The sequence below is a fragment of the Pseudovibrio sp. Ad5 genome (assembly GCF_001623095.1).
GTDB lineage: Bacteria > Pseudomonadota > Alphaproteobacteria > Rhizobiales > Stappiaceae > Pseudovibrio.
The window spans coordinates 61,990-83,751 of the sequence record NZ_LMCH01000001.1 but is presented as its reverse complement, the minus strand read 5'-3'; the positions used below and the strand labels follow the sequence as shown (position 1 = coordinate 83,751).

Here is a 21,762-nt window from a genome sequence, read left to right as displayed (position 1 = left end):
CCAGAACGCATCGCTCAACTCATCCCCATCATGAGATCAGAGTATCGCGCATCCAGATTATTTCAATATGTAATTCATAATTCTAATATGCAGAATTTAAAGCAAGCAGCGATCACGACAATAAGAGCTTTCCGCTCGCTACAAGCTTAGCCCCGATTGACCAGAACCGAGGGCAAGCCCAGCGCCCGTTCCAACTCTTTCACGCGGTCCCGCAGTTTCGGCCCAACTTCATTTTGCATGCGATTATAGCTCAGCATGTCCGGTGTTGCCCCGCAGCTGATCGCAACCGGCTCGCCAAAATCATGAGACCGGAAACCGGTTGAGACCGCATTGATGTTCTCAGCATAGCGTTTATCTTCATCAACAATTACAAAGCCTTGGGCCAACAGCTGAGAGTACCCTGCAGCCCTTGCGCTCTCCAATGTCTCGACGGGAATGCTCTCATCCCGTCCCTGTACACGTTCGCAAACCTGCGCAAACTCATGGTCCGTTACGCTGGCCAGATAAGCATGCCCAGAGGATGATCCAGTGACCGGAATGCGGTGCCCCACTTCCAGCCAGATGGCAGGAGCGCCTTGCGGGCGCCACGTCTTGGTCAACAGCATCTTGTTTTCATCAAACACTGCCAGCAAAGCAAGCGTACCCGTCTCATCAGCCAGTTGCTGCATCATCGGATTTGCCGCTTCAATGAAGGAAACAGAAGCGCTGGCAATATTGCCCAGCGCCAACGCTGCCGGACCAAACCGATACCGGTCATGACGACGCGCATGGCTGAGATAACCAAGCTGTTGCAGAGTGAAGGTCAAACGGGAAACTGTGGATTTGGGTATGCCAGTGCGCTGAGAGATTTCCTGGTTGCCAAGCCCGTCATCAGAAGCCCGGAACGCCCGTAAAACCTGCAGCCCTCGCGCCAGCGTTGTCGCAAACCGCCGGTCTTTTTCTTCATGTCCGCTCAACGCTAAAACCCCACCCCGATCATGTACATCCCTTGCCTAACACACATCATCCAACTCAAAGAACACCAGCAAGGTATCCTGCAGCACTTCTCCAAGAAAAACACCGCTCACACTTCCAGCCATTCCCGCCGGATATCATCCCGCGCTCGAAACTCCTCTGGTGTCCCGTGATAAACAATCTCCCCATGCCCCATCACATAAACCTGTTGGGCAATCTTCAGCGCGATGGAAAGCTTCTGCTCCACCAGCAAGATGGAAACACCGGCTCGCGCAATCTCCGCAATCAGCTCCCCAACTTGCGTCACAATCTTGGGTGCAAGCCCTTCGGTCGGTTCATCGATGATGATCAGATCAGGATCTCCCATCAGCGTCCGGCAGATCGTCAGCATCTGCTTTTCGCCGCCAGAAAGCACACCAGCTGCCGTATCAGCGCGTGATTTGAGGTTTGGAAACATATCGAGCATCTGCTCAATGCTCCACCTGCCCGGCTTGCGCATGTCCTTGATGCCAAGAAGTAAATTGTCCCGCACACTCATCAGAGGGAAGACATCCCGGTTCTCCGGCACATACCCAAGCCCCTTACACGCAATGCTATGGCTCGGCAGACCAGAGATAGTCTCACCTTTGAACCAGATATCTCCTTTCGGTGCCACCTCACCCATAATCGCCTTGGCCGTGGTGGACCGTCCGACACCGTTGCGCCCTAACAGCGCTGTCACACTGCCCTTGGGCACATCCATGTTCACACCGCGCAGCACATGACTCTTGCCATAAAACGCATGCAGATCTCGGACCTTCAGCATTTCACCTCCAGCAGTTCCACTCATGCGCTCATCTCCGCAAAATCTGTTTCATCCCCAAGATAAGCCTCTCGCACCCGTGCATTGCCGCGAATTTCCTCTGGCGTCCCTGTTGCGATGATCTCACCATAAACAAGCACTGAAATTCGGTCAGAAAGCCCAAACACAACCCCCATGTCATGCTCCACGATCAAGAGCGTCTTACCTTCCGTTGCCATCTCGATGAGTTTAATCGCCCTGTCAGTTTCTGAGTGACTCATGCCAGCCGTCGGCTCATCCAGCAAAATCACATCTGCCCCACCTGCAATGGTGATAGCAATCTCCAGCGTGCGTTGATCCGCATAGGTCAGCAGCACAGCAGGCACATCGGCTTTATCCGTCAGCCCCACCTTCTCCAACACCTCGGCAGTCTTGCGCTGCACCTCCTTCAGGTTACCAATATTCCGCCAGAAACTGTGCCCATACCCAAGCGACCATAACACTCCGCAGCGCACATTCTCGCGCACCGACATATTGGCGAAGATGTTGGAGGCTTGAAAACTACGCGACAATCCAAGTCGGTTAATCTGGTGAGGTTTCAGGCCCGAGATCTGCTGCCCAGCCAAACTTATTGTTCCCGAACTTGGCGGAAACAGACCGGAGATAAGATTGAACAGCGTGGACTTGCCAGCTCCATTGGGACCGATAATCGCATGCCGTTCACCTCGGGCAATGTCCAGCGAAACCCCTTCAATGATCTTCGCCGGACCAAAGTTTTTGCGAAGGTCCGTCAGCTGTAAGGCTGGAGCGCTCATGAGCCGACACCTCCCTGTCTGGAAAGCACTTTGAGCGAGCTCATGCCAACACCGGCAAGTATCAAACCAACTGCCCACGGCACCATCTGGTCAGGAGCCAGATGGAAGCCAAACGGTTCAAAAACCTCTCCAAACCCATTGGAATGCCGCACTGCCAACTCAACCAGCACAATAACACCAGCTGCAGCCATCAGGGCCGAAGTCGCAAACACCCCAGCCCGCAACACCCCCTTACCACTCAAAGAATGCTTTAAGGCTGCAGTCCCGCTCAGCAACAGCCCTGCAAGACCGCCCGGTGCAAACAGGATCATCCCGATAAACAGCAGTCCCAGATAAAGCAGCCACGCCTCTGAATAATCTGAGAGATTGGACTGCATATAAGTCAGCACCACAGCCCCAAGAATAGGCCCTGCAAAATATCGTGCTCCGCCAATGAACGCCATCAGCAACACCAGACCCGACGGGATTACACTCAGGCTTTCCGGCGTAAAGATCTCATAGTTCACCGCAGACATTCCGCCCGCCAGCCCGGCGAAACCACCAGCTGCAATAAACACCAGATATCTAACACGGTTGGGGTTATAGCCCACAAACTGCACACGCTCCGGATTATCCCGCACCGCCTGCGCCATCTTGCCAAGCGGTGTTCTGGTGAAGGCATACATCAGCGCGGTGCCTAAAAAAGTCCAGAACGCAATGAACCAGTACACTTCGCCCAGCGGCCCAAGAGACAACCCGAACAGCTCAACACCATTCATACGATCGCCAGTGATGCCTTCTTCGCCGCCGAAGACGCTGATAAACATGAACCCGGCAGCTGCAACAAGCTCGGCAATGCCAAGCGAGATCATGGCAAACGGCACACCCGCCCGCCGACAGGACGGCCAGCCAATCACAGCGCCTGCCAGCGCTCCTCCCGCAAACCCCACCAGTGGAAGGGCAAACATGGGAAAGGCTGCCCAGACACCACCATCATAACTTGCGTTCTCAATCGCATTCATCCCGTGCATAGCCGCATAACCACCAAGGCCAAAGTAGACCGCATGGCCAAACGAAAGCATACCTGCCTGCCCCAGCAACATGTTGTAGGACAGAGCAAAAACCATATTGATGCCAATCGCGTTGAACAGCGATAGCCACGTTCTGGACGGCTCAAACAGCGGAATGCTCAACAGGATCAGAGCAAGCAGCAACAGCGGCAGAACCCGTGTCGCAAATTTGTAGCGTGCACTCGGAGCCAGATCAGGCACCCGGTCAAGACTGTAGTCGGTCAAAACTCACGCTCCCCCATCAGACCACGCGGACGCAGCATCAACATCAGTACCAAAAGAAGAAACGGCAACATGGGAGCCAAAGACGCAATTGTAATACGCCCGATATCGCCATCAGCGCTCAATCCGGCAAACGAAAAGATCTCAGCAAAACTGCTATCGATTGAGATGGCAAATGTCTGAAGAAAGCCAATCAGCAAACTGGCGATAAGCGCCCCTTCCAGGCTGCCCATACCGCCGACCACAACAACCACAAAAACAATCGGTCCGATTGAAAACGCCATGGATGGCTCGGTCACCAGATAGTTGCCGCCAATCACCCCGGCGAGACCCGCCAGCGCACAGCCCGCAGCAAACACCAGCATAAAGATCCGCGGCACATTATGCCCCAGATGAGACACCATATGCGGATGTGTCAGCGACGCCTGAATGATCAGCCCGACCCGCGTTCGCTTCAACAGGTACCAAAGTCCCGCCAGCATCGCGATGGACACAGCCAACATGAAAATGCGATACGCCGGATACTGAGAACCAAACAGTTCAAAGAGCGAATAATTGAGCTCCAGCGGAATCTCATAGGCAACTGCAAACTTGCCCCAGATGATCTTCACCAGCTCTTCAATCACATAAGCTAGCCCGAACGTGAAAAGCAGCTCAGCCACATGCCCCCTGGCATGCACTTTGCGCAGGCCCCACTTTTCAACGCAGGCTCCAGCTGCTCCAACGCAAATCGGCGCCAGAAATAACGCAAACCAGAAACCAGTGTGCTGGCCAAGGGTAAATGCAAAATAGGCACCCAGCATGTAAAAGCTGGCATGAGCCATATTGAGAACGCCCATCATACTGAAAATCAACGTCAATCCGCTGGACAGCATGAACAGCAACAAGCCATAGATCAGCCCGTTGAGCAGAGCAAAAACAACCGTCTCCATAACATCCCTCAAAAGAAAAGAGCATGCTCAAGCCCAATTGCCCGAGTATGCCATTGTTCAAGTAAGATCGTTAGGAAGGACGACGCATCCTGCACGTCGTCGGAGTTTCAGTCGCCGCTGCCGGAATGGTAATATCTGTTTTGAACCCGTAACCGGTATTCTCAACATCACGGGCAACACCCTCAGAAAACGTAGAGATATAAAGAGGTTGCATCAGCTGGTGGTCATCCGCCCGCATGGTCACCTCTCCATACGGCGTCTCATAAGTCATCCCTTCCAGCTCAGCTGCAACCTTGGGCACATCCACTGACCCAACCGCATCAACGGCCTTGTCAAGCATGTTCATCAAGGTGAAAACCCGCTCATAATAGTAATCGAGACTATTGGTTTTCTCAAAATCATCCACCCGAGCCATCTGCTTTTCAGAGGCCTCGATGTTCTCATGGAACTCAGTGATCTGCTTCACCAACCCAACAGCGCTCTTCCCCATCGCGGTCGGAGCCCCAAGGCCGCCACCATAGAACGTCAGATACGGCACTGTATGACCGGACGCATTCGCCGCTTTCACCAGCAGCGTCATGTCTGTTCCCCAGTTTCCCGTAAACACAACATCCGCTTTCGCGCTCATCATTTTCTGCACGTACGGCGTGAAATCTTTAACCTTGCCAATCGGATGAAGCTCTGCACCAACAATCTTGATGTCCGGACGTTTCTCCTCAATCATGGACTTTGCAGCTGCTGTAAACGCTCGCCCGTAAGAATAATCCTGCGCCAGAATATAAGCAGACTTGATGTCTTTCTGATCCCGCAGCCAATCAGTCAGACCCGCCATTTTCATGTCCACATGCGCATCAAACCGGAAATGCCAGTAATTGCATTTCTTGTTGGTCAGCGCCGGATCAACCGCTGCATAGTTGAGGAAAAGAACCTCTTCTCCCGGATTTCGCTTGTTGTGCTTAGCAATCGCATCAGTCAAAGCATTCGCAACGCTCGACCCGTTCCCCTGCGCAATAAAGCGGACGCCCTGATCAATCGCCTTCTGCAGTTGAACAAGGCTCTCTTTCGGATTGATTTTATTATCAAAAGCAACCACTTCCACCTGCATGCCGCCCATACCACCAGCAGCATTAATTTCTTCAGCCGCATAGCGGAAGTGCTTCACCCCAGCATCACCCGTACTCCCAAACGGACCTGATAGCGGATCAATGTATCCGATCTTGATAACTTCAGCTTCCGCAGAGAGAACACCGCCGAAAAGCAGAAGTGCAACCAGACTAGATTTCAATAAATTACCTTTAGACAAAACAACCCCTCCCCCAAAAAGATTTTTCATTATAATTTTATTAAGGTAATGAGATATTCATCAGACTATATTGTCAAGCAATAAGTAAAACCCAATTCCGCATAGTGACTTAAGCAATTTCACAGTTCAAAGCAGAGCCGAGTCATCTGTTCGAAAACTTCATCATAAGTCGTCGCCAATAAACATTGCATGCAGCCTGCAATTTTCTTCTTCAGATGATTGTAGTTTGTATCAAACAGCACAACACACTCTCGAGACCGGCCCTACAGAATATCCCAGATAAATCAGTAGAGTTAGGGACAACTGAATGGGCAACTTCAAAATCATTCACGACTTGATGGTTGAAGTCGGACCGCTTCTGGAAGCCTTGGAGATATCAGAGTACGCAGAAGCCAAAACCTGGACTGTTCTACTGGAAGATTTCCTGATCATCCTGGAAAGTGATGAAGACAATAATATCCTTCATATCTCCACCATTATAGGCAGCCCTGCGCCAGAAGCCCGAAGGGATACATATCTTAACGCCCTACGCTACTCAGGGGAACAACAGGCAGAAAATAATTACCGTGTTGGCCTTGTTGAGAAGGACGGCGATCTCGCATTGATCAAAACCGAGTACACCAACAATCTGGATAGAAACAAACTCTACACCACGCTCAAAGACTTTTTGAGCGAAGCTGGCAAACTCAATCTCATGATTGAGACCACACCCGGACCGCAGATCTCCTTGACCGAAAACACCGGCGAAATCATTTTACCCGCCTGATAAGCGTTTACGAGCAAGGATAACTCCAAATCTTCTTTTAAATTTTTACTCAAGTGTTTGCTGCGGCACACCTGTGGCTTTTTCCAATTGTTAGAAGCGAAAGGTGAATTGGCCTGAAAGCAAGAGCAGGCTGAAATCAGGAGCAGGACGTGCAAAAAATCTTTCAAATGTTGTCAGGGAGAAATGATGTTCTCCTGGCATTTCTTTTGATCGCAATCGTATTCATGATGATCCTTCCGTTACCGACGGTTCTCGTGGATACGCTCATTGCAATCAACCTGAGCCTTGCTGCGATCCTGCTGATGGCTGCGCTCTACCTGAAAGATGTTGTAGCCCTCTCGGCCTTTCCCTCTATCTTGCTTCTGACGACCCTCTTTCGCTTGTCTTTGTCCATCACGACGACCCGTCTGATCCTGCTCAAAGCCGATGCCGGTGAAATCATCGACACCTTCGGCAACTTCGTGGTCCAGGGTAATCTGGTCGTCGGTATCGTTATCTTCCTGATCCTGACCATCGTAAACTTTCTGGTGATCACCAAGGGCTCTGAACGCGTGGCAGAAGTCTCTGCCCGTTTCTCCCTTGACGCGATGCCCGGCAAGCAGATGTCGATCGACTCCGACATGCGTGCTGGCCAGATCGAACTGGATGAAGCCAAGCGCCGCCGCACCAAGCTGGAAAAAGAAAGCCAGCTTTACGGTTCCATGGACGGCGCCATGAAGTTCGTGAAGGGCGATGCGATTGCGGGCCTGATCATCACCGCGGTTAACATCATCGGCGGCGTCATCATTGGCACCTCCCAGCATGGTATGAGCGCTGTTGATGCTCTGGATCGTTACACCATTTTGACCATCGGTGATGGTCTGGTTGCTCAGATCCCGGCTCTGTTCATCTCCATCACAGCTGGGTTCATGGTCACCCGTGTAAGCACCGAAGATTCCAGCGACCTTGGATCTGATATTGCCAAACAGTTGAACAGTGAACCAAGGGCCCTCATGATTGCAGCGACAATCATGGTTGGCTTCGCGCTTATTCCTGGCTTCCCAACTTTCATCTTCTTGCTCCTTGCAGCAATCTTCGGCTCTGTTTCTTTCTTCTCCATGCGAAAGACAAAATCTCAGTCCGCTAGAAAGGATTCACAGCAGCTCTCAGCCTTTGCGCCCGCCATAGCGCCTGAAGGCGAAGCTATGATGATGCCTGATGAGGACATGGCGACCGAAGTGGAAGCCGCTCAGGATCTGGCCATTACAATCACCGTTCCGCTCATTGTCGATATCTCGTCTTCAGTCAGGTCTACACTCAACCCGAAGAAGCTCGACAGAGAAGTCGCAAAGGTGCGCAAAGCGCTCTATTTCGATCTCGGTGTCCCCTTCCCCGGCATCAAACTGCGCCTCAACGAGAGCCTGCCGGAAGGCGAGTACCGTATCCTCGTCAACGAAGTCCCTGTTGCCCGTGGCGCAGCACGGTCCGGTTATTTCATTGCCCGCGAAACACCGCCAAACCTCGCTATGTTCAACATTCCTTACGAGGAAGGCGACAGTTTCCTGCCAAACACCCCGTCTTTCTGGGTGAACAACCGGCACTTTGAACAAGCAACGCGCGCTGGCATTCAAACCCTGACACTGACCGGCATGCTCAGCCTGCATCTGGCTCATGTGCTTAAACAACACGCCGCAGAGTTCCTCGGCATTCAGGAATGCATGTTCCTGCTCAAGCACATGGAAGGCGACTTTGACGAGCTGGTGCGCGAAGTAAACCGCGCTGTCCCTCTCATCTCGCTGGCCGATGTTCTCAAGCGTCTGGTGCGTGAGGACATCTCCATCCGTGATATGCGCACAATCTTGCAAGCCATCGTGGAATGGGGCCAGAAGGAAAAAGATCCACTCATGCTGACGGAGCATATCCGCATGGCATTGAGCCGCTACATCACGCACAAATACTCTGCAGGTCAGCACATCATTCCGGCATATCTCATCGATAAAGACATCGAGGATGAAGTGCGCGGTGCCATCAGACAGACCAGCGGCGCCTCCTATCTGGCGCTTTCGCCGGATACACACCGCCAGCTCATCACCGTCATGCGCAGCGCCATTGGCGATAATCTGGCACACAACGGCATCGCTCCGGTCATTCTGGTCCCAATGGATATCCGCCGTTTCTTCAGAAAAGTAATCGAGCGCGACTATGCCGATCTGGCTGTGTTGTCCTTCCAGGAACTGGCGCCAAACGCCAACATCCAGCCATTAGAGAAAATCAGTTTACGCGGCAAGGTTGGCACCCTACCAGCCTGATCCCCGAATACCGCGTAAAACCTGCCCTTTGCCCGGGCAGTAAGGTGGAACCCGAATAACCATAATCAGAAGCCCCAACTTCGGGTCATCGGGTTCCACCTGTTCTTAAAATGTTGGGAAGAAATCATCATCCTCGGTGATCTCAGCACCGTACTCCCCGTCATCAAACTGAAAATCCTTATAACCATCCTCTTTGGTCGCTCCAGCTTTTAGTCCCTCCTCCAGAACCTTAAAGGCATCGGCAACCTGGTTTGCAGGATTCTTCCAGAATACGATTTGGCCAAAAATCATTGCTTCTGAGTAGGTCCCTAAAGACGTAAGCACTTTTGCTGCATCATCTTTGTTGAATGGTTTGCCATCTTCTTTAATCAGTGCAAGGTGCACGCCTTTTACCTTGGTGCCGTCTCGCACGGTAACGCCGATGCAAGAACTGAAGCCTGTGAATTTGATTTCCCCTTCCCCGCATCCAACTTCTCGCTCAGCTATCGCCATGATATCCGCAGCCTCTTTCAAACTTCCATCTTCCGGCAGGATCAGATCTGGCTTGGAGGCATCACCATCAACGGCAGGAACGTCTTCAGGCTTAGACGGCTCCTGAACTTCTGCTTCCACTTTTTCTTGAGCAGCTGTTTTTTCAGGCTCCGTAACGTCATCTTTAACCTGCTCGTGGACGTCATCGAGCTCTTTTTCCTCAGCCTTTTCCACGCTCTTAACGTGGTCCTGACCGACAGTTTCCACCTGGTCCTGAGAACCGGCTTTCAGCTCCGGCTGTTCATTGCCGTCTGGTTGATCACCAGTCCCAACCGGCTCTTCATCAATTACCTGAGCTGGGATTTCCGGGTTAACACCAATGTGTTTCAAAACATCAGTCACCCATTTTTCGTGCTCAACACCCATTCTCGTTCTCCGAAAAGTTACCCAGCAATTCTCGCGGGGACACTTTAAATTCACATGAAGGTGGAGCATCCATTTTTGTACTAATCCAACCCAAGTCTCAGCAACCTGCCATACAAACACCAATGGCACCGCATGGCCTTCCATGCAGTGGTGGAATTTAGGGTCCCGAGAAACGGGAGGGGCAAGGCGAGCAGGCAGTGCCTGCGCTAGGTATTAAATTAGTTTCTTCGGCATTGGCTGTCGCCTTGCCCGGGCGTTTTTGTATGAAACAAGGTCTCCACCGAAAGGCATTGGGAGCAGGTGCCTACCCATCACTGTGAGGTCTCACAAAACACAAGGCTTTGCTTCGAAACTCACCTCTTTGGGCAGTTGCTGTAAAGGACAGTTTGACTTGTCCCTGACAGCTGCAGCTGCCAGTGTAGACGCCCATCGGGTGACCAGCTTCCGCTTGGTCCCTGCACTAAAGACTTTCAAGGGGTGTTTCAACGGACCCGCCGGAGGATGCGTTATGTCTTCCGGTAGCCCCGCCCAGCCCACGCCGAACTGACGGTCGCTCCGCCAGCTGCCCGTGTACGTGGACACGAGATAATCTTAGGGCTGGCGGAACCAAGGGGAATAAGTTTTTGATGCAAACGCGACGAACGACAGCGTATCTCCGAAAAGTGGAAACCGGTTTTCGGATAAAGATATGCAAAAACAAAGACTAAAGCAGTTCAGGTATTTCAATTGAAATGCGAACTGCTTTAAGGCATCAATCGCTCAAGAAACGGCGCAACAACCGGGCCCCAGACTTTAGGACCCTCATCCCTCAGAAAGAGATCATGGCCGTTCTCACCCTCAAGCGGCAAAATGGCAAGCTCTTGCTTTGCATCACTTTCTGATGTGTAGGCCTCAAAAAATGACCTGGCCAACATCGGGCTATAGTACTCCTCGTTCTCCGCATAAACCCAGAGTGTTGGTAGCGTTGTCCCAGCCCCAAACATCCTGAAACCTTGTTCTGCCTGTTCTAAATCCCGCGCACTATAATCATCGATTGTCACGGCTCCCGGTGCGAAAGAAATGACACCGCGAACACCATTTGGAGCCTTCCGAGACGCGGCTAATACGCTGTTCCCACCTGCAGAAAATCCGAGAAGGACAATATGATCAGCAACCACAAACGGCTGATCCTGAAAGTAACGCACTGAACTATTGATATCATGAACGCGCTCCTCAAGGACCTTTATGAAACCTTCTGAATCCCCATCCTCAACAACAGAACGCTGCCCCTCTGAACGTCCGTAGCCCCTGCGAATAACAACGGCAACAGCGTATCCTCGCGCAAGAAACCACCTGATTGCAGCGTCAGGACGGAAATCATAGGGACCATCACGTGGAGCACTCCGAGCCGCCCCATGAGTAAAGACCGCCAGCGGAAAAGGCCCTTCTCCATCCGGCTTGAAGGTGGTCGCATCCAAAGTGATCGTCCTACTGCCGTCTTCCAACTCAACCGGAACCCGCCAAATCTGCATATTCAGTTCACCAAGCGGCTCACTGATGGGACCACCCTTTTGATGCGGCGATTGCGCCAAAGAGGCTTGCGCGAAAAACAAGAAAACCAAAACGAACAAACTGGTGATGAAACCCGAAACCACGTCCCGCTTATTGAGCCTATAAAACATCTTGCCCTCATATGAATTACAATTGCATTACAATACAACTACAAATGAAACACGATTCTCACACAACTGCAAGCTGGATTATTCAAGACAGAAAGACGAGAAAATATAGGACTTGGGGCGCTTCTCGGAACATTGATGAAACGACAGTGTATCTCCGAAAAGTGGAGACCGGTTTTCGGAGATACGCAAAAACAAAGGCTAAAGCAGTTCAGGTGTTTCAGCTTAAATGCGAACTGCTTTAGTTCAGCGGCTCATCACCGCTCTTCTTCTCATGCTCAAGATCGATCACACCGCGTTCAAGCGGGCCGTTGTAAAGGATGTCTTTGTTCTTATCGATCCAGACGAGGATTTCGGCAACAGCTGCAAACATGTCTTGCGGAATGAGCTCTTCAATCTCCACTTCCGCATGCAACATACGGGCAAGCTTAACATTGGCAAAAATCGGCACACCTGCCGCCTCAGCTTCTGTACGCATCTTAAGCGCAGTCAGATCAAGCCCCTTGGCAACCACCAACGGCACAGCAACCTCATCCGGGCGATAGGAAATGGCAACCGCGTAGTGCGTCGGGTTCACCACAACAGCACTGGCTTTGCGGGTATTCTCAAGGTTGTCGCTCATGAGAATTTCCTGAGAAATCCGCTTACGCTGCCCTTTAATCTCAGGACTGCCCTCGGACTCCTTATGTTCCCGCTTCACCTCTTCCTTCGTCATCTTCAGGCTCTTGATGTGGGTGTGCTTCTGAAACATGAAATCAAGGATCGCCACGCCAACAAAGGCCAGAAACGAGATCCCGAGGATCAGTTTCATAATCGCACCGCTGATATTAGCAATGCAGGGAATGCCGCAGGAGAGCGAGTTGATGTAAGCGCCAATCGCGTACTTCACTGTGAAGTAGAGCATGGTGCTGAGCAAGGCGATCTTCAGGATGGATTTGAGAACCTGCACCACCTGCTTCATGGAAAAGATGCGCTTAAACCCTTCAGCCAGACTGATCTTGCTCAGCTTGGGCATGATGCTGTCAACGGCCCAGAGAAAGCCAAACTGCACAAAGTTGCCAAAGATACCCGCCGCAATGGCAACACCAATCAGCGGCAGCACAATGTCCATAAAGGTCGAAAAAACACCAAAGACCCCTTCTCCGGCGGAGGAAGAAAAGTCTCGCCGTGTCGCCAGACTGGCCATGTCATCCATCAGGCCAACCAGCTTGGAGAAATTGCGGTCCCACGCAAACCAGAGATAAGCAATCACCGCAAACAGCGAGATGGTGGTCGTGACCTCGGTACTCTTGGCTACCTGCCCTTTTTCACGAGATTCACGTTCTCGTTTGGGGGTGGGAAGTTCGGTTTTTTCGCCAGCACTCTGCCCACTCATGGACGGACCTCAAGCTTTTGATCCTGATAGATGTCCTTGCCTTTTTCAAAAATCCCGAAGATCTCGTCCGTAAACAGCTTCAGCTCAATCTGGTGCTCAGCCGCTTCTGGCAGCAGGAATGACAGATAGAACGTCAGCAGAATGACGGCCACGCCACTCTTGATCGGCATGGCAAGAATGAACACCTGAATTTGCGGATCAAACCGGCTGATAATCGCCAGTGCAAACTCTGCAAGGAACATCAGGATCACCAATGGTGCAGCCATAACAAACATCAGGCGCATCGCATTGTCGAAGATCGACAGGATCAACTCCGGAAATTCCTCTGGCAGAACAGGGATAAACTCTGTCACCGGAAAGATCATGTAGGAGTTATAAACCAGTGTCAGGATGAAGAAGAACCCTGGCGTCAGGAAGAGATAGAGAATGAACGCACGGGAGAACAAATCCCCGACGGGCGAGCTCTCGTTCCCCAGCATCGGATCAATACTGGAGGCAACCGCAGCACCGCGCTGGTTGTCAATCAATGTCCCGGCGGACTGCACAGCCCAAAGCAAACAAGAGATCGTATAGCCAATCAGAAACCCGATGGCATACTCCTTGAAGAAGTAGACAACAAACATCGATCCGGTTGGCGAAAACCCGTCCACATACTGCAGGTTATAAGGGTACAGCGGGATCGCAATCACCATCACAACTACATTACGCGCCATGCGCGACATCAACGTGGCATTGAAGATCTGTGATGTTGCAAACACCGCAAAAATACGCGGAAACGTCAGCAACAAAACAAGAAATGCATCACGATGGACTGTGGTGATCTCCGCAAGCAGGTTCATTGGCGTTACCTGACCAATGTCGGAAAATCATCAAACAAAGCCTGCGTAAAGCCAATGGTCTCCGAGCCAAGGAAGCTGGACATCATAAACAGCGTCAGCGCCACGGCGATCAGCTTGACCCCAAACTGGATTGTCTGCTCCTGCATCTGCGTCAAAGCCTGCAACAGCGACACTGCAAGGCCAACAAGCGAGGCAACAATGATCGGCGGCAAAGACAGCATCATCACAAGGATCATCGCCTCGGAAATGCGGTAGACGGCGTCTTCAGGGGACATAAGCTACTCCTCTCACATTTCCGGCTAAACGTAGGTCTTGATGAGACCGAGGATCAAACGCGACCACCCATCAACGGCCACAAACAGGAACAGTTTAAACGGCAGGGAAATCGTCAGCGGCGACACCATCATCATGCCCATGGCAAGCAGGATGTTGGAAACAACAAGGTCAATCGCAAGGAACGGCAGATACAGCAGGAACCCGATCTCAAACGCCTCACGTAACTGCGAAACGGTATAGGCCGGCAGCAGAATTGCGATGCTGTCCTCTGTCATGCTTGCGGAAATATCAGCAGGCCACAACTGACGGGACGCCTCAAGGAAGAACGCCTTTTCCTTGCTGTCCGCATGCTTGGCGAGAAAATCTTCAAGCGGCCCCTTAGCAGCAACAAAGGTGGTCTTCATCTCCTCCACCGTGGTGATGGAGAGGTTTCCTTGCTCTACGATCTCAAATGTCTGCAAAAAGACCGGCAGCATGATGTAGCCGGACAAAATGATAGCCAGCGCATTCAACGCCATATTAGGCGGAATCTGCTGCACACCAAGCGCGTTACGCACCAGCAGCAGCACCACCGAAAGCTTGATAAAGGATGTGGCGACAATGGCCAGAAACGGAACAAGGGCCACAACCACAAGCACTAATATGAGCGAGAATGGATCAGACGTCATCAGCAAATCTCTGATTGGGCACCTTTGGGCACCTCTGGTTATGTTAGGCTTTGGCGTGACCGAAAGCAGTTTTAAAGGCCGGTGCCCCGGTCAGTTTTTGAAATGCGCAGTGCGACCCGCTCATCAATCTGCACCAGATGCCCCTTGGCAATGCGCTTGCCCGCAGCTCGCACATAAACCGGTGTCTCTTCATTGAGCGCAGGCACATCAATGTTCACCAGCGATCCCGCCGCCCAGCTTTCCAGCTCGGCAATAGAGATCTCGCGCTCATCAACTTCAAACCGCACAGGCACTGTCATCTGCGACAGATCAATGGAGCCGATTTCCTCAGCACCACTCACCTGCTCTGCATTCGCTTCTTCGGTTAACTCACTCATACCGTTCACACTCTCAATTCGTTCGCAGCCCCATCCCTGCTCAACCAGCACCAGATAATGCCGGCTCAGCGGCCCGTCCACAGTGATCCGTTGCCCCAGCGCAGGCGCATCCAGCACCACCAGATCCCCAATGCGCAGACTGGAAACCTCAGCGGTTGGCAACGGCGCTTCACACAGCGTCAGGCAGATGGAGGTGTTCAACTGTTCACGCACCGCGCGCCACGCAGGCTGCGCGGTCAGCGGCAAATCTCCAAGAAAACCGGAGAGCGCGTCAGGCCGCACACCAACTTTGGCCAGCACAGGAGCACCGCCAATTTCGCCATACCGGACAGCAAACCAACTCAGTTGCTCCAAGTCACGCGCTGGCAACAAGGCAGATACAGCCTGCAACGGCAGCTCGCTCTGGATCTTCGTAAAATCAGCGGGCAATTCATTGCGCAAGTTAGAAACAATGCCTTCAACCAGAGCATTGCGAAGTCCGTCTTCCAGCTCAAGAACATCCGCATAAGCGAGCGGTACATTCAGTTGTGCAGCAAACGGAAAGTCCTCAAGCACCAGCAGAGCTGTTGCACCAGATGCACTGCGCAGCACACTCCCTTGCGCAAAAGCGGAAGGCGCTTCACTCACCTGAAAGTTCAGCGTGTGCGTGCTCTCAACCGTAATGTCCTGCTCCGCATAGCTCAAAGCTGCGTTCCAGTAGGCCAACGGGTCTGTTTTGGATTGATAATTCAAGGATGTCATGAGCTCGTGCTGTTCCCCGCAAAGATGGAGGACAGACCTCCCATTGAAGACGAACCAGCATCAACACTTTCAATCTCCTGCTGTTCCAGTCGATCAAGAATGCGAATTTTCCGGTCAGGAAACCGCTGCTGCAAAGTGCTCATGAGCCCCTGCGCTGCGGCCTGCACTTCACCAGCAACCCGGTCACCACTCACGCGCTCCAGCACAACAGCCAGACCGCCTTGTGTTGTCATAACTTTCAGTCCCGCAAGGCCAAACCGGTTGGCATCAAGGGTCAGGCTCAAGACGCGTCCATCGCTTTTGTCTGCCATGGCCTCTGTGCGCATAGCCTGTTCAATCTGGTTCGCAATCGCGCTCATCGCCTTATCGACACGTGCTTCAGTACTCGCCTGACGCACGGAGCTGAACAGCTCGGACGGATTGGAAACGGAAATACTGCGGGCTTCAGCGGGATCAGACGCGGCCAGCAACCGGGCATGGCTCAAGTCAAGCGGGTCAGTCTGGCCCTGCTCGGAACCTTCGCCCTCCTCCTGAAAAGCACCCTTTCCATGAACCGGAACAGACTTGCCTTCAGCGCTGCGTAACTGTTCCTGAAACAAGCTGACATCCTGCCGGTTCAACCCCTCGGAAAATTTGTTGCCCTGCTGCTTGCCAGACGTTTTGCCATGCTCACGAGGTTGCTTACCACGTATATTTTCAAGATTTTGCTGCTGCTCAAGTGGCTGCGAACCCTGAGAAACTTTCATAATTCCACTTGCCTTCGCCCGGAAAACTGCTCCTCGATCTCCTGCTCCTCCGCAGCCTCCATTAAGGCATTGGTCTCAACCCGAAGATCATCCGCAACCTTTCCATACTTATCTTTGATGCGAAGTGCTTTTTGATACTCAAGGCGGGCAGCATCCGCATTTTTAAGCGCACGATCATAAACATAGGCCGCGCGTTCCGCTGCGTCCTCCAGCTTTTTGACCGCACTTTCAAGGATCTGCGCCTGTTCTTTCACTTTATCGAGATCATCCGTTGAAATGACCTTCTTAATGATCTCCAGATAAAGCGCATCCTGCTTGGCTGGCAGCGCAGCACGTTCATCTGCCGCAACTTGCCGCTTGTGCTCCAGCTGCTCTTTGGCACGCCGAACTTTCTCCAGCTCAGCGTTGAGCGTCCGTTGAGCTTTTTGCTCCTTAAGTGTTTTGACGAGATGAAGTTTTTTGATTTGGTTGATCACGCAACAGTGCTCTTCAATTTGCTCAAGGCCTCATCAAAGCCATTGAACTCATCAGTACGCTGCTGCAGAAATTCTTTGATCGGCTTGTTCTTAGCAATCGCCAGATCAGCCTCAGCATCAGCCCCCTTCTGGTACTCACCAATCTGCACTAGAAGCTCAACCTCTTCATATTTCGCCAGCAACGAGTTCACCTTGCCAGACATCTCTCGATGTTCAGGCGTGGTAACCGCTGTCATCACGCGGCTCTTGGAATTCAGAATATCAATAGCAGGATAATGGTTGCCCGCTGCCAGCTTGCGCGACAGCACAATATGCCCATCCAGAATGGAGCGGGTCTCATCCGAAACCGGCTCGTTCATATCATCGCCCTCCATCAGCACCGTATAGAACGCAGTGATCGAGCCTTTATCATTCATCCCTGCACGCTCCATCAGGCGCGGCAGCGTGGCAAAAACAGAAGGCGGGAAACCACGGCGGGTCGGCGGCTCACCAACAGCAAGGCCAATCTCACGCTGCGCACGTGCAAAGCGGGTCACGGAATCCATCAGCAACAGCACGCGCTTGCCCTGATCGCGGAAGTACTCTGCAATCGAGGTTGCAACAAACGCTGCTTTCGAACGTTCCAGGGAACTCTTGTCAGAAGTGGCAACAACCACAACGGACTTCTTCATCCCCTCAGGACCAAGATCATGCTCGATGAATTCGCGCACCTCTCGGCCACGTTCACCAATCAGCGCCAGCACGGTCACATCAACAGCGGCGCCCTTCACCAACATCGCCATCAACGTGGACTTACCACCACCAGCAGACGCAAAAATGCCCATACGCTGGCCTTCGCCGGTGGTCAGCATGCCATCAATGGCACGCACACCCATTGGCAGCGGTTTGTCGATAATCCGGCGCTGCATAGGATCCGGCGGTTCCTGGTTGACCGGATAATGCGTTGCAGGCGTAAACTCCCGGTCCAGCCCATCAATAAAGTTGCCCATGCCATCCAGAACGCGGCCAAGCAACCCATCACCAACAGGAACAGATTGCACATGCCCCGTCGGACGAACTTCGGTATCCGGCCCTACGCCATAAAGCTCGCCAATGGGAGACAGCAGCGCTTCATCATCATGAAACCCAACCACTTCTGCCATAAGTTTGCGACCTGTTGAGCGCGTGTAAAGCTCAGCAATTTCGCCAATTTCCACCTTTGGCACCACTGCATGGATGAGTGTACCCACCACTTTGCGGACACGGCCTGTCAGCGGATAAGGGTCAACATCCGTGGCAGCTTTGACAAGAGCACGACCAAGCCGCGGCACCCCGGACCCAATCTGGTTGCGACGGCCTTCAACATGCTCAGCAGGTTCAATGAGAGATGCCATTACACCTCCGACAATCGCTTGGAGGGTGCTTGAGCAGATGAGGTGCGACGCAGGATCTCTTCAATTTCCTCCAGCCGAACCTGCAAGTTGCCATCAACGCGGCCAACAGGTGCGTCCAGTACAATGTGAGCCCCCTGCAAGTCGCCATCCTCGACAATCTCAAGAAACTCGACCTGCTTGAAACCATCAGTGATCGCACCACTCATGGCCATCGCTTGGGAATACATTTCTGGTGCAACATGCAACCGCACACGTTTTTCAGCTCGCAGTGATTTCAGCATACTACGGGCCATCAGGCGAACGCGCTCAGCATCATCAAACTCATCCAGCAACCGACGCAACAGCGTGATGGTCACCGTGACAACATCATGCTCCACGTCACGCAGGCGCGTGTCGAGCAGTTCTTGCTCACCAAGGATGCGTTCACAGGCTTCAGACTGAGCTTTACGCACACCATCTTCATAGCCCTGCTTTTGTTGTTCTTCATAAACGCGCGTCGCATCCTGCAGAATTTCCTCTGCCTTGCGCTGCGCATTTGCAATGATCTGGTCAGCTGTTTCAACGGAAGCAAATTCAGCTTCCTTGATGATGTGCGTGCCTGGCGTCAGGTTTGCGCCCAGCTCTTTCAGTCTATAAATGCTCGCCATTGTGGCAATCTCCGACGCAAATACTGGACAAAATGCTCTTGCTGCTCTGCTCGCATCACCTGCAAACGAGCGCTAAGTTTTTCGTTGAGTTCATTGGAAAAGCGAAGACGAACAAGCGGCTCAAGTTTCGCATCAACAGCATTGACGAAAGCCAAAATGCCCTCGGCACCAACAAGTGTCAGCGCCTGCAAAGCCTCTTCATCACTTCCGCGGCATAGATGATGGAATGCCTCATCATTCTCACTTTCGTAGCCAAGCGAACTGAAGAAGAACGCTACATCGCGAATGGCGATATCAAAGACCTCTTCACCAAACAGAGCTTCCATACGCTGGCAATCATTCTTCAGCACAAGGCGCCCGATCATTTCATGAAGTCTGGCAATCGCAATGATGCGCATAACGCCGCCAAAGTCTTCAGCACCCAAACTGCACAACATCAGTGCAAGCCGGGCCTGCTCTGAGACTGCCAGAGTTGGCGTGACCGCCACATCAGCAGCAAGCGCAGTAAGCCCAAGCTTTTGCGAGACATGCGTGTTCAAAGGCCTCTGAAAATCCTCCTGCCCAGCCAGACCACGCAGCACGTTCAACTCAAGGCCGGCAGCTGTCAGGTGGTCATCATGCGCAAAGGAAAGAGGGTTCAGCAAAGACGCAGCAAGTCTGGCCTGAAGCGGCCAGACTGCGGAGTGATGTGGAGTGCCTGTCATCATGCCAGTCCCCTGCTACTAAGCAAGTTCTTCAGGCAGAAGCTCGTCGTCGTCTCCACCCTTGGCTTTTTTGCTGCCGGAGCTGATCTGCTTGAACAGCAAATAGCCAACGCCACCAATCAACAGCAGCAGCACGACACCCACGGCGCCAAGGATCTGCCAGAACATACCGGCATCATCGCGTGCAATGCGTAAGCCCGGGAACACGGCCTCATACTCTTGCGCTGAGCGCTGTGAGATTGGCTTCAGCTCACGTGCTGGAACAAGCGCAACAGAAACGCTGGCATATTCAACACCCTCAATCGCATTACTGACCAAGCGCTTGATCTGAGGGATCAGAAATTCAATATCAAACTCTGGGCGATGCTTGATGAAGATCGCAGCAGAAGAAGGCTTCACCTCTTCGCCAAGATCCGCCTTTTCCGGCAAAACGATGTGAACGCGAGCAGAAACAATACCATCGATCTCGGTAATGGTCTCAGCCACTTCCTCACTTAACGCGTAGATAAAGCGAATACGCTCTTCAAATGGCGAGGAGATAATGCCAGATTTCTGGAAGACCTGACCGAGCGTGTCACGCGTACGTTTCGGCAAGCCATTCGCATTCAAAATTGTGACGGCACGCTGAATATCGTCGTCATCCACCTGCAAGGTGACAAGACCATCTCCCAGACCAACTTTCTGAGCAGACACACCATTTTCCAGCAGCAGGCTGAGCATGGTGTTTGCCTCCTGCTCAGAGAGGTTGGTGTAAAGATCTGTGTTGCAGGCGGCCAAACCAATCACCATGCCCACAATTGTAATAAAACGCCGAATATTCATTTAGACTTTCACTATACCTACTGAATGCGCAGTCTTAATCAACGCATCAAAGCGTCCAAACCTTGCGTGGTTTTGCCTGCAATTTTCGAGCTCACATCAACCAGCAAAGAGTAGTTCGCCACTTCGATCTGCATGTTGATCAGCTTGTCAAAGTGACTGAGTTTGCCACCTTCAGAAATTGCATTGATGTTGGAACTGGTCTCGGCAAAAACACCCCTGACCTTGGCCAACCCGTCAATAACGAAGTTACTGTCCGTCGGATTGACGGAAGCGATTTGTGTTGGTGCTGAAACAGCTGCCACGTTCTGGGCAGCATTAACTTGCTCCACTCCGCCAATGACCACATTGCCATTTACGATTTGCCCGGCCACAGGCGGTTGCACGCCCCCGGCAGCATTGAGTGCTGTCTGGAACTGGTCCTCAAGACCGGTAACATCGCCTGTTGAACCAACGGTTGACGGGGCTCCGCCCTGCAACGCCTGCTGCAGTTGAGAGGTGAGTGCGCTGTCCAATACTGTTGCCATGAATGCTCCTCACGTATTACTGAAACTAAGGTAAACTGAGCCGGACGCCCCTTAACGGGACATCATCGCGCTTACTGGACTGGCGAGTTCGTCTCTGGAGGACAGAGCCTGCGCAGCAATTTCCGCGCACGGCGTACCAGCTGCCATCTCACAAACTTCGCTCAGGATTTCGCAGGCCGTATCAATCTCGCCCTTACGCAGCAGCGCCAGTCCGCGATACGTCTGGATGGTATCTGTCGGCGGTGCGTTTTCCAGACAGAGCAAGGCTTCATCCACATTGCCGCGCGTCATTGCAGCAAGGCTTCGGCCCAGAGGTCCTGCCTCCTGATCCGGTCGCATCACCTGAAACGCTTTGAAAATGGAGTCAGCATGTTCTGCAAGACCATAGGAGACAGCAATAAAACCAAGCTCCGCGAGCACCTTTACGGTTTCACTATCAAAATCTTCTGCGTTCATTCCACCCTCACTCCAAAGCTTGCATGCGACCTGCTAGATTCAAAGAGCAAGCCGCATACGAATTCTTGTTGTC

23 protein-coding genes are annotated in these 21,762 nt (G+C 52.4%); 2 read left to right on the top strand and 21 right to left on the bottom strand.

The features are described from left to right. Window positions 1–146: 146 nt before the first annotated feature. From PsAD5_RS00350 to PsAD5_RS00325, 6 genes are all read right to left on the bottom strand, one after another. Window positions 147–956 (bottom strand): IclR family transcriptional regulator, encoded by an 810-nt coding sequence (locus PsAD5_RS00350; RefSeq protein WP_063290640.1) that lies wholly within the window; start codon window positions 954–956, stop codon window positions 147–149. Window positions 957–1,063: 107 nt separating this feature from the next. After that, entirely contained in the window at window positions 1,064–1,759 is a 696-nt protein-coding gene (locus PsAD5_RS00345) for an ABC transporter ATP-binding protein (protein ID WP_063290706.1), read from the bottom strand. A gap of 20 nt (window positions 1,760–1,779) precedes the next feature. Further along, window positions 1,780–2,550: an ABC transporter ATP-binding protein gene (locus PsAD5_RS00340; protein ID WP_063290639.1), complete on the bottom strand. Its 771-nt coding sequence runs from the start codon at window positions 2,548–2,550 to the stop codon at window positions 1,780–1,782. Further along, window positions 2,547–3,824, bottom strand: a complete 1,278-nt coding sequence (locus PsAD5_RS00335) for a branched-chain amino acid ABC transporter permease (RefSeq protein WP_063290638.1) — start codon at window positions 3,822–3,824, stop codon at window positions 2,547–2,549. Before PsAD5_RS00335 ends, PsAD5_RS00340 begins: the two co-directional genes overlap by 4 nt. Then, complete coding sequence (locus PsAD5_RS00330; RefSeq protein WP_063290637.1) at window positions 3,821–4,753, bottom strand: branched-chain amino acid ABC transporter permease; 933 nt, start codon at window positions 4,751–4,753, stop codon at window positions 3,821–3,823. Before PsAD5_RS00330 ends, PsAD5_RS00335 begins: the two co-directional genes overlap by 4 nt. Window positions 4,754–4,823: 70 nt before the next feature. After that, the gene (locus PsAD5_RS00325; protein WP_057464018.1) at window positions 4,824–6,056 is read right to left on the bottom strand and encodes a branched-chain amino acid ABC transporter substrate-binding protein; all 1,233 of its coding nucleotides are present in this window, start codon (window positions 6,054–6,056) and stop codon (window positions 4,824–4,826) included. A gap of 307 nt (window positions 6,057–6,363) precedes the next feature. On the opposite strand from PsAD5_RS00325, the gene PsAD5_RS00320 reads away from it, so the two are divergent. Next, window positions 6,364–6,822 (top strand): type III secretion system chaperone, encoded by a 459-nt coding sequence (locus PsAD5_RS00320; RefSeq protein ID WP_063290636.1) that lies wholly within the window; start codon window positions 6,364–6,366, stop codon window positions 6,820–6,822. A 149-nt stretch (window positions 6,823–6,971) separates the two neighbouring features. Beyond that, window positions 6,972–9,110, top strand: a complete 2,139-nt coding sequence (gene sctV / locus PsAD5_RS00315; protein WP_057464013.1) for a type III secretion system export apparatus subunit SctV — start codon at window positions 6,972–6,974, stop codon at window positions 9,108–9,110. A 105-nt stretch (window positions 9,111–9,215) separates the two neighbouring features. On the opposite strand, the gene PsAD5_RS00310 is transcribed toward sctV, so the two are convergent. The 15 genes from PsAD5_RS00310 to PsAD5_RS00240 form a co-directional block, all read right to left on the bottom strand. After that, a complete protein-coding gene (locus tag PsAD5_RS00310; protein WP_063290635.1) occupies window positions 9,216–10,007 on the bottom strand; it encodes a hypothetical protein in 792 nt (263 codons plus the stop codon). A 743-nt stretch (window positions 10,008–10,750) separates the two neighbouring features. Further along, a complete protein-coding gene (locus PsAD5_RS00305) occupies window positions 10,751–11,668 on the bottom strand; it encodes an alpha/beta hydrolase family protein (protein ID WP_063290634.1) in 918 nt (305 codons plus the stop codon). Window positions 11,669–11,906: 238 nt separating this feature from the next. Beyond that, window positions 11,907–13,040: a type III secretion system export apparatus subunit SctU gene (gene sctU / locus PsAD5_RS00300; RefSeq protein WP_057463729.1), complete on the bottom strand. Its 1,134-nt coding sequence runs from the start codon at window positions 13,038–13,040 to the stop codon at window positions 11,907–11,909. Further along, window positions 13,037–13,879: a type III secretion system export apparatus subunit SctT gene (gene sctT, locus PsAD5_RS00295; protein WP_063290633.1), complete on the bottom strand. Its 843-nt coding sequence runs from the start codon at window positions 13,877–13,879 to the stop codon at window positions 13,037–13,039. Before sctT ends, sctU begins: the two co-directional genes overlap by 4 nt. Before the next feature lie 5 nt (window positions 13,880–13,884). Continuing rightward, a complete protein-coding gene (sctS, locus tag PsAD5_RS00290; protein ID WP_008546860.1) occupies window positions 13,885–14,154 on the bottom strand; it encodes a type III secretion system export apparatus subunit SctS in 270 nt (89 codons plus the stop codon). A 24-nt stretch (window positions 14,155–14,178) separates the two neighbouring features. Next, window positions 14,179–14,823 (bottom strand): type III secretion system export apparatus subunit SctR, encoded by a 645-nt coding sequence (gene sctR / locus PsAD5_RS00285; protein ID WP_057463727.1) that lies wholly within the window; start codon window positions 14,821–14,823, stop codon window positions 14,179–14,181. A gap of 71 nt (window positions 14,824–14,894) precedes the next feature. Then, window positions 14,895–15,941: a FliM/FliN family flagellar motor switch protein gene (locus tag PsAD5_RS00280; protein ID WP_063290632.1), complete on the bottom strand. Its 1,047-nt coding sequence runs from the start codon at window positions 15,939–15,941 to the stop codon at window positions 14,895–14,897. Beyond that, a complete protein-coding gene (locus tag PsAD5_RS00275) occupies window positions 15,938–16,687 on the bottom strand; it encodes a hypothetical protein (protein WP_063290631.1) in 750 nt (249 codons plus the stop codon). Before PsAD5_RS00275 ends, PsAD5_RS00280 begins: the two co-directional genes overlap by 4 nt. Next, on the bottom strand, window positions 16,684–17,163 hold the full coding sequence (gene sctO, locus PsAD5_RS00270) for a type III secretion system stalk subunit SctO (protein WP_063289307.1): 480 nt from the start codon (window positions 17,161–17,163) through the stop codon (window positions 16,684–16,686). The genes PsAD5_RS00275 and sctO overlap by 4 nt, the downstream gene beginning before the upstream one ends. Then, a complete protein-coding gene (gene sctN / locus PsAD5_RS00265) occupies window positions 17,160–18,536 on the bottom strand; it encodes a type III secretion system ATPase SctN (RefSeq protein WP_063290630.1) in 1,377 nt (458 codons plus the stop codon). Before sctN ends, sctO begins: the two co-directional genes overlap by 4 nt. Beyond that, on the bottom strand, window positions 18,536–19,183 hold the full coding sequence (sctL, locus tag PsAD5_RS00260; protein WP_063290629.1) for a type III secretion system stator protein SctL: 648 nt from the start codon (window positions 19,181–19,183) through the stop codon (window positions 18,536–18,538). Before sctL ends, sctN begins: the two co-directional genes overlap by 1 nt. Further along, a complete protein-coding gene (locus tag PsAD5_RS00255) occupies window positions 19,162–19,890 on the bottom strand; it encodes a hypothetical protein (protein WP_063290628.1) in 729 nt (242 codons plus the stop codon). Before PsAD5_RS00255 ends, sctL begins: the two co-directional genes overlap by 22 nt. Before the next feature lie 15 nt (window positions 19,891–19,905). Beyond that, a complete protein-coding gene (gene sctJ, locus PsAD5_RS00250; protein WP_063290627.1) occupies window positions 19,906–20,709 on the bottom strand; it encodes a type III secretion system inner membrane ring lipoprotein SctJ in 804 nt (267 codons plus the stop codon). Between the two features lie 38 nt (window positions 20,710–20,747). Beyond that, on the bottom strand, window positions 20,748–21,233 hold the full coding sequence (locus PsAD5_RS00245) for a hypothetical protein (RefSeq protein ID WP_063290626.1): 486 nt from the start codon (window positions 21,231–21,233) through the stop codon (window positions 20,748–20,750). A gap of 51 nt (window positions 21,234–21,284) precedes the next feature. Then, window positions 21,285–21,689 (bottom strand): hypothetical protein, encoded by a 405-nt coding sequence (locus PsAD5_RS00240; RefSeq protein WP_057463718.1) that lies wholly within the window; start codon window positions 21,687–21,689, stop codon window positions 21,285–21,287. Between the last annotated feature and the right edge of the window lie 73 nt (window positions 21,690–21,762).